Source organism: bacterium (genome assembly GCA_040755755.1).
Taxonomy (GTDB): domain Bacteria; phylum SZUA-182; class SZUA-182; order DTGQ01; family DTGQ01; genus DTGQ01.
This window is the reverse complement of record JBFLZW010000030.1, coordinates 87,100-100,968: the sequence shown is the minus strand read 5'-3', so window position 1 is coordinate 100,968 and position 13,869 is coordinate 87,100. Positions and strand designations below refer to the sequence as shown.

At 52.2% G+C, this 13,869-nt stretch carries 14 protein-coding genes; 13 read left to right on the top strand and 1 reads right to left on the bottom strand.

The features are described from left to right. The first annotated feature begins 63 nt into the window (after positions 1 to 63). The 13 genes from AB1611_09825 to AB1611_09765 all read left to right on the top strand — a co-directional run bounded on the left by AB1611_09825 (position 64) and on the right by AB1611_09765 (position 12,559). Positions 64 to 1,794 carry an NAD+ synthase gene (locus AB1611_09825; protein MEW6379890.1) on the top strand — a complete coding sequence of 577 codons (1,731 nt, stop codon included), beginning with the start codon at positions 64 to 66 and terminating at the stop codon, positions 1,792 to 1,794. A 23-nt stretch (positions 1,795 to 1,817) separates the two neighbouring features. Then, positions 1,818 to 2,450: a hypothetical protein gene (locus AB1611_09820; protein ID MEW6379889.1), complete on the top strand. Its 633-nt coding sequence runs from the start codon at positions 1,818 to 1,820 to the stop codon at positions 2,448 to 2,450. A 615-nt stretch (positions 2,451 to 3,065) separates the two neighbouring features. Further along, positions 3,066 to 3,254, top strand: a complete 189-nt coding sequence (locus AB1611_09815) for a hypothetical protein (protein MEW6379888.1) — start codon at positions 3,066 to 3,068, stop codon at positions 3,252 to 3,254. Beyond that, positions 3,239 to 3,529: a type II toxin-antitoxin system RelE/ParE family toxin gene (locus tag AB1611_09810; GenBank protein ID MEW6379887.1), complete on the top strand. Its 291-nt coding sequence runs from the start codon at positions 3,239 to 3,241 to the stop codon at positions 3,527 to 3,529. The genes AB1611_09815 and AB1611_09810 overlap by 16 nt, the downstream gene beginning before the upstream one ends. 134 nt (positions 3,530 to 3,663) lie before the next feature. Then, a complete protein-coding gene (purB, locus tag AB1611_09805) occupies positions 3,664 to 4,971 on the top strand; it encodes an adenylosuccinate lyase (GenBank protein MEW6379886.1) in 1,308 nt (435 codons plus the stop codon). 41 nt (positions 4,972 to 5,012) lie between these two features. After that, entirely contained in the window at positions 5,013 to 5,729 is a 717-nt protein-coding gene (purC, locus tag AB1611_09800) for a phosphoribosylaminoimidazolesuccinocarboxamide synthase (GenBank protein ID MEW6379885.1), read from the top strand. 11 nt (positions 5,730 to 5,740) lie between these two features. Continuing rightward, complete coding sequence (purF, locus tag AB1611_09795; protein MEW6379884.1) at positions 5,741 to 7,141, top strand: amidophosphoribosyltransferase; 1,401 nt, start codon at positions 5,741 to 5,743, stop codon at positions 7,139 to 7,141. Continuing rightward, a complete protein-coding gene (locus AB1611_09790) occupies positions 7,138 to 7,827 on the top strand; it encodes a hypothetical protein (GenBank protein MEW6379883.1) in 690 nt (229 codons plus the stop codon). Before purF ends, AB1611_09790 begins: the two co-directional genes overlap by 4 nt. Before the next feature lie 15 nt (positions 7,828 to 7,842). Further along, the gene (locus AB1611_09785; protein MEW6379882.1) at positions 7,843 to 8,481 is read left to right on the top strand and encodes a radical SAM protein; all 639 of its coding nucleotides are present in this window, start codon (positions 7,843 to 7,845) and stop codon (positions 8,479 to 8,481) included. Continuing rightward, positions 8,478 to 9,197 carry a 7-cyano-7-deazaguanine synthase QueC gene (gene queC / locus AB1611_09780; GenBank protein ID MEW6379881.1) on the top strand — a complete coding sequence of 240 codons (720 nt, stop codon included), beginning with the start codon at positions 8,478 to 8,480 and terminating at the stop codon, positions 9,195 to 9,197. Before AB1611_09785 ends, queC begins: the two co-directional genes overlap by 4 nt. A gap of 132 nt (positions 9,198 to 9,329) precedes the next feature. Next, positions 9,330 to 9,785 carry a HEPN domain-containing protein gene (locus AB1611_09775; GenBank protein MEW6379880.1) on the top strand — a complete coding sequence of 152 codons (456 nt, stop codon included), beginning with the start codon at positions 9,330 to 9,332 and terminating at the stop codon, positions 9,783 to 9,785. Next, positions 9,760 to 10,158, top strand: a complete 399-nt coding sequence (locus tag AB1611_09770) for a response regulator (protein ID MEW6379879.1) — start codon at positions 9,760 to 9,762, stop codon at positions 10,156 to 10,158. Before AB1611_09775 ends, AB1611_09770 begins: the two co-directional genes overlap by 26 nt. Then, positions 10,148 to 12,559, top strand: coding sequence for a PBP1A family penicillin-binding protein (locus AB1611_09765; GenBank protein ID MEW6379878.1), 2,412 nt, complete (start codon positions 10,148 to 10,150; stop codon positions 12,557 to 12,559). The genes AB1611_09770 and AB1611_09765 overlap by 11 nt, the downstream gene beginning before the upstream one ends. 42 nt (positions 12,560 to 12,601) lie before the next feature. On the opposite strand, the gene panB is transcribed toward AB1611_09765, so the two are convergent. Then, complete coding sequence (gene panB / locus AB1611_09760; protein ID MEW6379877.1) at positions 12,602 to 13,420, bottom strand: 3-methyl-2-oxobutanoate hydroxymethyltransferase; 819 nt, start codon at positions 13,418 to 13,420, stop codon at positions 12,602 to 12,604. Positions 13,421 to 13,869: the final 449 nt, after the last annotated feature.

Below are 13,869 nucleotides of genomic sequence, written 5' to 3'. Positions count from 1 at the left end.
GTTCACGGTAGAATGAAGGAGCAGTGAATCGAAAAATCAGAATGAACAATCAGAGGGAAGAAAATGAGCAGTGTACGTCTGGCTATGGCCCAGCTTAACCCGATGGTCGGGGACCTCCAGGGCAACAGGCATAAGATTCTGCATTACCTTACCCTGGCCAAAGAGGCAGGTGCGGATATTGTGACCTTTCCGGAGCTGTGCATTTGCGGCTATCCCCCCGAAGACCTGCTCCTGAATCCCTCCTTCATTCAGGACAATCTCCATATCCTTCATCAGATCCGGGAGGCTGTTGATGGATCCCTCATCGCCTGCGTGGGATTTGCCGACCGGGGAAGTGACGGAAGGGTTTATAATGCCGCCGCCCTGATCTGCCAGCAGGAGATCAAGGGTATCTACCACAAGATTCATCTGCCCAACTACGGGGTGTTTGACGAAAAGCGCTACTTTCACTCAGGGAACAGGTGCTGCCTGGTGGAGATGGCTGGAATCACCGTGGGCATTACAATCTGTGAGGACCTGTGGTACCCGGATATTGTCGGGCAGTTGAGCCGCCAGGGGGCTGACCTGGTCATTAATATTTCCTCCTCCCCCTATCATCAGGGCAAAAGGCACCTTCGTGAGCGTCTGTTCGGCAGGATGGCCAGGGAAAATCAGGTCTTTCTGGCTTATACCAATCTGGTAGGCGGACAGGATGAGCTGGTTTTCGATGGGCACAGTTTTGTTTTGAATCCTGAAGGACATATTCTGGCCAGGGGCAAATCTTTCGAGGAGGAACTGCTGTTGGTTGACTTTGAGGTAGCCGCCCTGGTTCGCACCCGAACCATCCGGCAGGCACAGAGGCCGACGAAGGAAGAGTATGCGGTTCAAAGGCTCTCCCTGCCGATAGCCGTTGAAGAGCATCGCGACCCTATTCCTCCCCGCAAACCTGCCTGCCTTTCTCCTCTGGCTGAGGTTTACCAGGCACTGCTCCTGGGAATCCGGGATTACGTGCGGAAAAACAACTTCCGGAAAGTGGCCATTGGCCTGAGCGGAGGTGTTGACTCTGCCCTGACCGCCACTCTGGCCGCAGATGCCCTCGGAAGTGAGAATGTTGTCGGAGTGATCATGCCCTCCCAGTTTTCCTCTCCTGAAACCCAGGGGGATGCCCGGCGGGTGGCTGATAACCTGCATATTCAGCACCTTGAGCTTCCGATTCAGGACATCCATCAGACATATCTGCGGGGCCTTGCCGAAATCTTCTGCCACCATCCGCCCGATGTGACCGAAGAGAACCTCCAGGCGCGGATCAGGGGCAATCTGCTGATGGCCCTGTCGAACAAATTCGGCTGGCTGGTATTGACCACCGGCAACAAGAGCGAAACCAGTGTCGGCTACTGCACCATCTATGGCGATATGGCCGGTGGATTTGCGGCCATCAAGGATGTGCCCAAGACCCTGGTCTACCACCTGTCCAGATACCGGAACAAGAAAGCAGGCTATGACCTGATACCCCAAACCATCCTGGACCGTCCGCCCACGGCTGAGCTTGCTCCCAACCAGAAAGATCAGGATGTGCTCCCTCCCTACCCTCTGCTGGATGCCATCCTGCGGCGCTATATCGAAAAGGATGAGTCCCTGGCACAAATTGTGGCCGCAGGCTATGACCCGGAGATGGTCAGGCGGGTCTTGACCATGGTTGACCGAAATGAATACAAGCGCCGTCAGGCCCCGCCAGGCATCAAGATCACTCCCAAAGCCTTCGGCAGGGACCGGCGCATGCCCATAACCAATGGCTATTGGCTCAATAGGCATTAATTTAAGAGGAGGAACAGTGACTAATGACCACTCCAGGTACGCGGGGCACAGATGATGCTTTTTATCACCTGTTTCTTTTAGCTTCCAAGGTGGCATTATCCTGTGCTCAGGAGCGATATACCGGGCCGGTCATGGCTGGGATTATTTTCACCGACCAGGAATATCAGGAAGAGGCCCTGCCTTTCGAGCTTTCGAGCCTGGATGGGGTATTCTCAATTGAGGGGCGGTTCAAGGAGATCGTTTTGACCGGCTATTCAGAAGGCCAGTTAATGGCCATTGATTCCCGGCTGGTGGTCTTGGCCCCATTTACGGTTCCCAGGCGGTTGCCAAAAAATGACCTCATGGATCGAAGCCGTAAATGGGTAGATACAGCCTATAAGGTCTATCCGAAGAATCTCCACCAGGATGTTTTCAACGTTCTGTCTTTGTTTCTTCTGAATCGGTTTCGGGACCTGTCACGAGAGGAGGTAATACAAATGTTAGACTTTGATCTGGCCCAGACCAGGGCAGGACAGGATATCTTTCAGGAAGGCAGAGAGAAAGGAAGGCTGGAAGGCATGGAGAGAGGCAGGCTGGAGGGGCTTATCGAAGCTATCAAATTGGGTCTGGAATTGAAATTTGGATTAGAGGGATTAAAGCGAATGGCACTTACATAAGAATTAGTAATTTTCCCGCAGAGACGCTGAGACGCAGAGGATATCATTGAAAAGTAAAAGTAAAACAAGTTCCTCCTTGTGCCTTTTTACTTTTTGCTTGCTTCCAGGCCGTTGACACATCGATATATCCCGACTTTCATCAGGACCTTGCCGGATTGGTTGTTCTCTGCGTCTCTGCGTCTCTGCGGGAGATATTTTTTCCCTGTGTGCTTTGTGTCCTCTCTATATTATAAGCTTGGCTTATGTAAGTGCCATTCGGATTAAAGCTGTTACCGAGGGTAGAAAAAGAAAAGGACATAACCAGACTTGATACCATTAAAGAGGCAATAAGAATTGCCACGAGCGTAAAAGAGATAGAAGAATTGCTTATCGATTAAGCACACAGCGCGATAAATCCACAGCCGGTTAAGATCAACAATCAGATAGCATATGGTGACATAAGCAACGATGGAGGAAAAAGAATATGGTAGAGTCCTCTATGAATAGTGAAGCTGAAGCTATAGAATAGGAGAAATCGATAATCCCCTCTCAATGGGGAACCTGAGAGGAATAAATCGTTAACAAAGTGGTACGATAAGATAGTATTAATATATATTGCTTAAGGAGAGAGTAAGTATGCAAACAGCAAAGCAAGAGGTTAGCAACCTCCTCACCCGTTTACCAGACGATTGTTCATTAGAAGACATTCAATATCATCTCTATGTTCTTCAAAAAATTGAGCGTGGTTTAAAGGACGCGGAAGAGGGACGGACTTATACCCAGGAAGAAGTTGAGAAGATGATGGCAAAATGGCTAGAAAAGTAATCTGGTCTCATGAAGCCACTGCTGATCTTAAAGCACTTGCCGAGTATATTGCCAGGGATTCCAGCTCTTATGCAGCCGTATTTGTACAGGAAATCCTTGATGCAAGCCGCGCGCTCAATAAATTTTCCGAAAGAGGGCGCACTGTTCCTGAGCTTAGCAACCATAGCATCCGAGAACTTTTGATACGCGAATATCGCCTCATTTACTGTGTTAAAGAATCCCAGATTATAGTGCTGGGACTTATTCACGGGAAGAGAGACTTGAAAAGCTTATAGGAGAATGAGAAACGAGGAAACTGACCCTTAAGCTTACCTACCAATACTGTTTATATACCGGCTGTCTACCCTGATTATTTCAAGTATCAGGGCTACTTCCACGGTTCAACAGCCTACTAATGAGGTAACCACGCATGATCGAGCGATATACCCTGCCCAGAATGGGGAAAATCTGGGAGCCGCAGAACCGGTTTCAAACCTGGCTGAACATTGAAATCTGGGCTGTCGAAGCCTGGGCGCAGCTTGGGGAAATCCCGGAGGAAGCGGTGGAAAAAATCAAAAAAGGCGCCCGTTTTGATATTGACCGGATTCAGGAGATCGAGCAGGAAGTCAGGCATGATGTTATTGCCTTTGTGACCGCGGTATCAGAAAACCTGGGGGAGGAGTCGCATTTTCTCCACATGGGGCTGACCTCATCCGATGTTCTGGACACTTCCCTGGCCCTGCTGCTGGTCGAGGCCTCGGATATCCTGATCGAGGATCTGACGGGACTCCTGGCCGCTCTCGAGCGCAAGGCATGGCAATACAAAGACACAATCATGATTGGCCGCTCTCATGGGGTTCATGCCGAACCCGTAACCTTCGGTTTAAAGATGGCCCTGTGGCATGCGGAGATGAAACGGAACCTGCAGCGGCTTCGCCATGCCCGGAAGACCATCGGCGTGGGCAAGATTTCCGGGGCCGTGGGCACCTTCGCCAATGTGCCCCCTGAGATTGAAGCCATTGTCTGCCGCAAGGCTGGCTTGCGGCCGGCTGCCATATCCACTCAGGTAATTCAAAGGGACCGGCATGCGGAATTTTTCACCACCCTGGCCATTATCGGGGCCAGCATCGAGAAGATGGCCACCGAGATCCGGCATCTTCAGCGCACGGAGGTGCTGGAAGCGGAAGAGGCATTCGGCAGGGGGCAAAAGGGCTCATCAGCCATGCCCCACAAGAGAAATCCGGTCGTCTCCGAGCAGATGTGCGGCCTGGCCAGAATCCTGCGCTCCAATGCCCTGTCTGCCCTGGAGAATGTAGCCCTGTGGCATGAGCGGGACATCAGCCACTCCTCCGTCGAGCGGATCATAGCCCCTGACAGTACGATCCTGCTTGACTATATGCTTGCCAAAATGACCCAATTGATCGAAAACCTGCTGGTTTATCCGGACAGGATGCGCAAGAACCTCGAATTGACGGGAGGGTTGATTTTTTCCCAGCGGGTTTTACTCGAACTTGTGGCCAAAGGAGTGCTGCGGGAAGAAGCCTATAGAATAGTGCAGCACAATGCCATGAGAACCTGGCGGGGCGAGGGCGGCTTTCAGGAGCTTCTCAGCGCAGACCCGCAGATAACCCGCTATCTTACGCAGGAAGAACTGACTGCTTGCTTTGATGTGTCATATCATTTAAAATATGTCGATACCCTGTTTCAGCGGGTTTTCCGGGATCAGGAAGTGGACTGATCCGTTTTCAGGTTTTTCAGGACACAGCAGGAAAGAGAATCATGGAAAAACGAGAAAAGATTTACGAGGGAAAGGCCAAGATCCTCTATACAACCGAGGATCCGAACTTGATTATTCAGTATTTCAAAGATGATGCCACTGCTTTTAACGCTCAGAAGAAAGGCATCATCGTTGAGAAGGGAATCTATAACAACCGGATTTCCAGCCACATTTTCGAGCTTCTGGCCAGGCAGGGGATCGCCAGCCATTTTGTCCAGTGGCTGAGCGACCGCGAAATGCTGGTCAAGCGGGTAAAAATCATCCAGGTGGAGGTCGTGGTGCGAAACCGGATTGCCGGGAGCCTGGCTAAACGGTTTGGTCTGGAAGAGGGAGGGACGCTGTCCCGGCCGATTCTGGAATTTTACTATAAGGATGACGCCCTGGGCGATCCCATGATCAACGAAGACCATATTGCAGTCTTTGATCTGGCAGGTCAGGCGGAGATGGAAGAAATCAAAAAGACCTCTCTTTCGGTAAACGCTTTTTTGCAGGGCTGGTTCCGGGAAATCGGGATCTCGCTGGTGGATTTCAAACTCGAATTCGGCAGATTCGGCGATCAGGTTCTTCTGGCGGATGAGATTACGCCGGACGGGTGTCGGCTCTGGGACATCGAGACTGAGGAGAAGCTCGACAAGGACCGCTTCCGGAGGGATCTTGGCAAGGTCGAGGAGGCCTACCGGGAGGTCTACCGGCGCATCATCGGGCAGCCAGCCAGATGAGCAGCAGTATCATGGAAGGAAGATTGAAGGAATATTGCGGTCTGGTGGGTATATATGGGCATTCCGAGGCGGCACGGCTTGCCTATCTGGGACTCTATGCGCTGCAGCACCGGGGCCAGGAAAGTGCAGGCATTATTTCCTGGGATGGCCATGAATTAAAGACCGAGCGCAGCATGGGCCTTGTGGCCGAAGTGTTTACCGAGGAGCGGCTTGACCGGCTGCCGGGAGAGGTGGCGGTTGGACATGTGCGCTATTCCACTGCCGGTGACAGCAGCCTCAACGAGGCACAGCCTCTGGTGGTACGGTATAGCGGCGGGGTGATGGCCATAGCCCACAATGGCAATATTGTCAATGCGCTGCAGATCCGGGAGCGATTGGTGGAGGAAGGGTCCATTTTCCAGTCCACCTCGGACAGCGAGGTCATTGTCCACCTCATCGCCCGGTCACGGCAGAAAAGCTTTGCCGACCGCATTATCGATGCTTTGTCCAGAGTCAGTGGTGCTTATTCGCTGATATTTCTCAATGGCGATGAATTAATTGCCGTACGGGATCCCTATGGCTTTCGTCCTCTGGTTCTGGGATCACTTGGAGACTCGTCGTGGGTCGTGGTTTCGGAGACCTGCGCCCTCGATTTGATCGAAGCCCGATTTGTCCGGGAAATCGAGCCGGGGGAGATGCTGATCATTAACCGGCAGGGGATGTTCAGCCGAAAACCTTTTGCCGCCGAGCCTCAGAAATTCTGTGTGTTTGAATATATCTACTTTGCCCGGCCCGACAGTGACCTTCGCGGGAAAAATGTTCATCTGGTCCGCAAGGAATTCGGCAGGCAACTGGCCAGGGAGACAAAGGTTGATGCAGATCTGGTTATTGCCATACCTGATTCGGGAACCAGCGCTGCCCTTGGATTTTCGGAGGAGTCAGGGATAGCGTATGATCTGGGGCTGATTCGAAACCGCTACGTGGGCCGGACCTTCATCGAGCCCCGCCAGTCCATACGCCATTTCGGAGTCAAGGTCAAACTCAACGCGGTCAGGGATGTCCTGTGTGGAAAGCGGGTGATCGTCATTGACGATTCCCTGGTTCGGGCCACCACCGGACGGAAGATCGTGAAAATGATCCGGGCTGCCGGCGCCAGAGAAGTTCATATACGAATAGCTTCCCCGCCGATGAGATACCCCTGCTATTATGGGATCGATACCCCGACCCGCAGGGAACTGATCGCCTCAACCCATTCGGTCGAGGAGATTTGCCGCTACATTACCTCTGACAGCCTTGCGTATTTAAGCATCGAGGGTATGAAGAAGGCTATTGATTCGAAAGAGGAAGATATCTGCCTTGCCTGCTTCACCGGAGAGTATCCCATCTTTTTCCCGGGGGAAGAAATCATTCAGACTGACCGACATCGCGAATGAAGAACGAATATTCTCCGATCATTATTGTAGCTGCCCTGTATGCGGAAATTCAGGGATTAATCAGTAATCTGAAAAGGATCTCCTCCTGGCTGTGGGAGGGTGAGTACGCCGGGCATTTGGTCCGGGTCGTAAAGACCGGTGTTGGCAGAGCGATGGTTCAAAAGAACCTGGGCAAGGCCTTATTGGACGCTCATCGAGGCTGCCTGGTTATCAATATCGGCTGGGCCGGAGCGCTGCAGCCGCATTTGAAGGTCGGCTCGATCGTGGCCGCACGGGAGATAGTGGAGGTTTCAGGTTCCCGGAACGGAGTGGGGCGGGATTTATCGCTTCTGCCTGACTCTCCCCCGCTGGCTGCGCTTTCGGCCGGTGGCATGATCGCTCAGGGCACCCTGCTGACCGTAAGTCAGGTGGCAAATGTGGAAGAAAAGCAGGACCTGCGGCAGCGCTACCCGCAGGCTTTAGCACTCGATATGGAGTCTTTCCCTGTTGCTGAACTTTGTCAGAAGCGGCAATTGCCGGTTATGATCCTGCGGGCAATTTCGGATACGCTCCATTTCCGGCTGCCGGATCAATTAGGCAAAGAGACGATAACGGAAGATCATACCAGACTCTATCGCGCCTGTCAGCAGGCGGCCAAGGCCAATCTGGAGGCGTTGAGTTTTTTTTTGAAGCAATATATTCATTAAAGGGATTTCAATCAAATGCTGCGCGTAAATGAAATTTTTACCAGTATCCAGGGTGAGTCAACCTATGCAGGATGTGTCTGTGGAATAATCCGTCTGAGTGGATGCAATCTTCGCTGTCGGTATTGCGATACCCGATATGCCTATGATGATTATTTTCTCTCCTCGGTCGAGGAAATCTGCCGTCAGGTGAGACAATACAAGACCCATCTTCTGCTTCTGACCGGCGGAGAGCCCCTGCTGCAGGAGGAAAGCTACGAGCTTATGGAGCAGTTGTCCCGGTCCGGGCACACCATTTTACTGGAGACCAACGGGAGCCTGGATATTGGCAGGGTACCGTCCGGAGTTATCAGGATTCTGGATATCAAATGCCCCGGCAGCGGCGAGAGTCATCGGATCTATTGGGAAAATATCGAAAAGCTTTCTCCCCCGGATGAAGTAAAGTTTGTAATAGCCGATCAGGAGGACCTTAAGTGGGCTACGCGGATTGTAACCCATTATCAACTGGAGAGGGTCTGCCGGGTGCTTTTCTCTCCTGTTTTCGGCTGGATCGAGCCTTCGACCCTGGCTGAGTGGATTATCGAGCACAACCTGCCGGTCCGGCTGCAACTCCAATTGCATAAGTTAATCTGGGGACAGGAGGTCAGGGGCCGATGACGAACTGGAACGAGAAACCGATAATGGACCGCAAAAGAGCGGTTGTCCTCTCCAGCGGCGGAGCGGATTCAACCACGGCTCTGGCTGTTGCCTCACGGAAAGAAGGGTATGAGATTTATTCACTGAGCTTTGATTATGGTCAGAAAAACCGCTATGAGCTGGAATGTGCAAGGAAGGTGGCTGAGTTTTTTCAGGTCCGGGAGCATTTGATCGTTCCTCTGAACCTTCGGCTGATCGGCGGATCCGCCTTGACCAGTGATATTGCCGTGCCGCGCGACCGGACCGATGCCGAGCTTTCATCCGGTATTCCAGTGACCTATGTACCTGCCCGTAATCTCATTTTTCTGTCAGTAGCCGTAGCCTGGGCTGAAACAAAGGGTATCGCCGATATTTTTATCGGCGTCAATGCCATTGACTATTCCGGGTATCCGGATTGCAGACCTGCTTTCATCGATTCCTTTCAGCAAACGGCCAACCTTGGTACCCGCATGGGAGTGGAGGGAAGGGGCCGGATCACTATCCACACCCCGCTGATCAACCTGGACAAGAAGGAAATCCTGCGCACAGGGCTGGCTCTGGGTGTAGATTATGGCCTGACCTCCAGTTGCTATGAGCCGGATCCCCTGTCGGGCAGACCCTGCGGACGGTGTGACAGTTGCCGGATTCGCAGGCGGGGTTTTGAGGGCCTTGGCAAGGATGATCCCGTATATAAATGATCCAAAATGAGCTTTTGAGCCCAAAAGGAGGCGATTATTTCTTGACAAGGAATTATCTATTTGTGATAATTGAGCTTTCTGAGCCTGCGGCGAGAGGAAGTAAGGAGTTTTTAAAGTAAAGGAGAAAAAGATATGCACGATCCGAAAGATATTGCGGAGGCTTACCTGCTGGAGAGTGAGATTGACATCCAGGCTGCGAGACTGACCTATGTAAATGGCCTTTATAGCCGGACCATTCATTTTGCTCAGGAAGCAGTAGAGAAAATAACCAAAGGGTGTTTAACGCTGCGCAATGTGGTCACCCGCGATCATAAAACCTCGACCCTGTTTGTGGCTGTCTTTCAAAAAGATATCCCTGAAATCGAAAAACTCTACGAGGCGATTACCTCTCTGGAAAAACATGGAGCCAGAACGCGATTTCCCCTGTATCAGCGCAAGGACCTGCCGCTGTGGGTCCCCTCGAAGGTCTATGGAGAGGCCGAGGGTATGGATGCCCTCACCAAAGGGGAGTATGTATACCGGGTATTGAAAGAATATCTGGTTAAAAGCATTGGACGAAAAGATGAATCCACCCAGCAGCAGCCCTGATATCAGCCGGCCGTATATTTTAGTTGTTGATGATGATGAGGAGTTTCGTACCGCCCTGAAAACTCTTCTGGAAGAAGATGGATATGCTGTTTTGGCTGCCTGTGACGGTGAGGATGCGTTTTGCCTGGCAAAAAAACATGATGTCCGGCTGATTATCTCGGACCTGCGAATGCCGATCTTAAATGGAATTGCCTTACTCGAGTTGATCCGGGACCAGAATCCTCAGATCAAGGTGATTATTGTGACTGCTTATGAGGAAGTAGCGTCCTATATTCAAGTAATGAGCCTGGGCGCCTTTGAATATATGAAAAAACCCCTGGATCTGGATAAACTGAAAGAGCTTGTCGCCGGGGTTATGAGTGATGAGGAATAAGTTTGCCTGTTTAGGTTTTTGTGCCCTCCTGCTTATCGCCATTGGCATCGGTATTGGGGCGGGGTATATCTATCATGCGGCTCACACCCTCCCTGACACAGGCTTTCTGCGGGAATATAATCCCGGACAAACCACCCGGATCTATGCAGGAAATCGCGAACAGATAGCCAATTTCTGCCTTGAACAGCGGATTCCCGTTTCTTTGGCCGAGATCAGCCCGAACCTTATCAAAGCGGTCCTGTCCACCGAGGATGTCAACTTTTACCAGCACCGGGGCATTTACTGGCCCCGCGTATTGCGTGCTCTGGGCAGAAATCTCACCGCCGGGCGGTTTGTCGAAGGAGCCAGCACAATTACCCAGCAGTTGACCCGGCTGGTGTTTCTCTATCCCCAGAAGACCATCGAGCGAAAAGTCAAGGAAATCCTTCTGGCCTACAAAATTGAGGCCAAATATTCCAAACAGGAAATTCTGGAATTATACCTCAATCACGTTTACTTCGGGCATAGCGCCTATGGCGTTGAGGCTGCTGCCAGGGCCTATTTCGGGAAAAAGGCCAGGGATCTGAATCTGCCTGAGTCCGCCCTGCTGGCCGGGTTGATCCGGGCACCGAGCAGATATTCCCCTTTCTGCAACGAGGACCTGGCAAAGAGGAGGTGTGCTGTGGTTTTGCGGAGGATGCAGGAGGAGGGGGTCATTTCCCGGAAACAATATCAGTCAGCTCTGCAATTTCCCTTTCATTTTCAGAAAGAAGAGGAAAAAACGCCTGCCTCCTATTTTGTGGAATACATCCGTCAGGAACTGCAAAAAAAGTATGGATCACCCGGCCTGTATAAAGGGGGGCTCCAGGTTCACACTACCCTTGATCCACAGATGCAGAGAATCGCCCAGTCAGCTTTGCGCTGGGGGCTGGAAGAGCTCAGCAAACGGCAGGGTTTCCGGCCCCTTCCCCGTGACTGGGAGGAGGATGACCTGCCGGTGGAGGAGATCAATCAGGCTATCGAGGAGAAAAAACCCGTCTCCAGAAAACTGCCCGCACGGGTCAGGGCTGTCCTCGATGACCGGGTTTTGGTGGATGTACTTGATGACCACTGCGGAGAAATCTCCTGGGAGAGCATGAAATGGACCAGGGCAAAGAGTCCGGGTGCAATCCTGAAAGCCGGGGATAAGGTTCTTGTCCGGATAAAAAAATTTCCGGATTCCAGCGATGGCTGTTTGACTCTGTCCCTGGAGCAGGAGCCCGCTGTTCAGGGGGCCCTGGTGGCGCTCGATCCAAAGACCGGTCATATCCGGGCCATGGTGGGGGGGTACGATTTCTCGAAGAGCCAATATAACCGGGCGGTCCAGGCACGCAGGCAGCCGGGGTCGGCATTCAAGCCCTTTATCTATACGGCAGCTCTTCTCCGGGGAAGGACCCTGGCTGACATCGTGATTGATTCTCCCATTGTCTATAAGGATGGCATTCAGGCCAAAGGCTGGAAACCGGAAAACTATTCCGGAAAATTCAGTGGCCCTATCACCATCAGGAAAGCCCTGGAGCGCTCCAGCAATGTCGTTACCGTCAAGCTGCTGGATCAGGTGGGGATAGACGGGGTCATTAAACTGGCCAGAAGAATGGGGATAAACTCTCCCCTCGATCATGACCTCTCTCTGGCCCTGGGGACTTCGGGCGTTTCGCTTCTGGAGATTACCTCAGCCTATGGAATCTTTGCCAACCAGGGAATATTCAACCAGCCGGTCGCGATCAAATCTATTCTCAATGACAAGGGAGAGACGCTGGAGAAGCATGATCCATCACCCCGCCGGGTGCTGGATGCCCAGACCAGCTACCTTATCACTTCCCTGCTGGCAGGTGTCATCCAGCATGGCACCGGGTGGCGGGCCAAGCGCCTCGGCAGGCCCCTGGCCGGTAAAACAGGGACAACGAATGATTATATCGATGCCTGGTTTATCGGCTTCAGCCCGGAGCTGGTGGCAGGAGTATGGGTGGGATTCGATGAATACAAGAGCCTGGGAGAGCGGGAAACCGGAGGCGAAGCAGCCTGCCCGATCTGGGTAAACTTCATGAGCCGGGCATTGGCCAATCAGCCGGCCAGCAACTTCCCCGTTCCCGGAGGGATTACCTTTGAAAATATCGATGCAGACACTGGTCTGTTAGCTACCCCGGATTGCCGCAGAGTCATCCTGGAGGCATTCCGTGAAGGAACCGAGCCCGACAGGTTCTGCAACGCTCATCAAATAGCTGCCGACCGCTTTCTCAGCATCGATTCCCAGTCTCCGGAAAAAGTGCCCGCCCCGCAACAACCTCAACCTCAGCCTTCTCCTCAACCACAGTCATCGCAACAACAGGAACCTCCCGCCAGACGACTGGATACGGAGCAGCCTACCGATGGTTACCGTTGAGTGCGGCTGAGTATGGACTCGGAGATGGAACATCTGCACCATTCAGTGATAGCTGTATTCATCCGAGGGGAATTTTCCCTCAAGGACCTCTTGCCGGAAAGAACGTATGGCTGACAACATCACCGTATGCAGGGAAGCGTATTGCTTGACGAATTTGGGTTTCGGAGCATCCGAGAGCCCAAGGAGGTCGGGAGTGACCAATACCTGACCGTCGCAGTGCGGTCCCGCCCCGATGCCAATGGTCGGGATAGCGATCTGCCGGGTAATATTTCGCGCAAGGTCTGCCGGAATCCCCTCAAGGACCAGAGCAAAGACGCCAGCCTCCTCAAGTTTCCCGGCGCTCTCGCTCAGCAGGTCCGCACTCTCCTTTTCCCTTCCCTGAACCTTGAACCCGCCCATCTGATGCACCAGTTGCGGGGTCAGGCCGATGTGCCCCATGACTGCAATGCCTGCTTCCACCAGGCAGCGGATAGACCGTAAGATAGGCTCCATAGCCCCTTCCAGCTTGACTGCCCCGGCACCGCCCTCCTTGATAAAGCGGCCTGCATTTTCAATGGCGCGGCTGCTGTCCATGTTGAAGGACAAAAAAGGCATATCACCCACAATGAGCCCCCGCTTGCACCCTCTTTTGACCGCCTTGGTATGATGGAGCATCTCTTCCATCGTCACAGGCAGGGTATTTTCGTAGCCAAGCGCTACCATGCCCAGAGAATCTCCCACCAGCAGAATGTCAATTCCGGCCGTATCCAGCAGGACGGCCGTCGGATAGTCATAAGCGGTGAGCATGGTAATCTTCTGGTTATTCTGTTTCATTTGCTTTAAACCGGGGATCGTTACCTTACCAGTACTCTTGGTACTCAAGGTTTCTTACCTCCTTTCGGTCAGGACAGATTTGAATTATGGCGAAATGTTAAAGCAAAGTCAATAGTGAAATGAGGGAAATGGGGAACATCTGATTCTCATATTTTTCTCTTGACATCTCAAGGATTTCGCAATATTCTAACTTTTCAGACTCAAGGGAGATTAAAGATATCCGGATGTTTCCCCATGTTCCTTTTCTCAATGAGGAGGGTGAACATAACCATCACCCCCACCCAGCCTCCCCCCTCAAGGGGGAGGAGTGTAGTGGAGATTCCCATCAAAGATGGGGAACATCTGGAACAGATCAATTTGAGTTGAAAAATTGTATCTAAAAGTGTATACTAGTTTAGCTTTGCGGACAAAAGCGATTATCTTGAATGTCAGTTAAAGGAAACAGAGAGTTCGATGACCTGACGAATATGGTGACAATGTTGATATTTGATTGACGA

Bases quoted from the DNA above. Each gene is read 5' to 3' on its own strand.
- AB1611_09825 (MEW6379890.1), top strand. From the start codon at position 64: ATGAGCAGTGTACGTCTGGCTATGGCCCAGCTTAACCCGATGGTCGGG.
- AB1611_09820 (MEW6379889.1), top strand. From the start codon at position 1,818: ATGACCACTCCAGGTACGCGGGGCACAGATGATGCTTTTTATCACCTG.
- AB1611_09815 (MEW6379888.1), top strand. From the start codon at position 3,066: ATGCAAACAGCAAAGCAAGAGGTTAGCAACCTCCTCACCCGTTTACCA.
- AB1611_09810 (MEW6379887.1), top strand. From the start codon at position 3,239: ATGGCTAGAAAAGTAATCTGGTCTCATGAAGCCACTGCTGATCTTAAA.
- purB (MEW6379886.1), top strand. From the start codon at position 3,664: ATGATCGAGCGATATACCCTGCCCAGAATGGGGAAAATCTGGGAGCCG.
- purC (MEW6379885.1), top strand. From the start codon at position 5,013: ATGGAAAAACGAGAAAAGATTTACGAGGGAAAGGCCAAGATCCTCTAT.
- purF (MEW6379884.1), top strand. From the start codon at position 5,741: ATGGAAGGAAGATTGAAGGAATATTGCGGTCTGGTGGGTATATATGGG.
- AB1611_09790 (MEW6379883.1), top strand. From the start codon at position 7,138: ATGAAGAACGAATATTCTCCGATCATTATTGTAGCTGCCCTGTATGCG.
- AB1611_09785 (MEW6379882.1), top strand. From the start codon at position 7,843: ATGCTGCGCGTAAATGAAATTTTTACCAGTATCCAGGGTGAGTCAACC.
- queC (MEW6379881.1), top strand. From the start codon at position 8,478: ATGACGAACTGGAACGAGAAACCGATAATGGACCGCAAAAGAGCGGTT.
- AB1611_09775 (MEW6379880.1), top strand. From the start codon at position 9,330: ATGCACGATCCGAAAGATATTGCGGAGGCTTACCTGCTGGAGAGTGAG.
- AB1611_09770 (MEW6379879.1), top strand. From the start codon at position 9,760: ATGAATCCACCCAGCAGCAGCCCTGATATCAGCCGGCCGTATATTTTA.
- AB1611_09765 (MEW6379878.1), top strand. From the start codon at position 10,148: ATGAGGAATAAGTTTGCCTGTTTAGGTTTTTGTGCCCTCCTGCTTATC.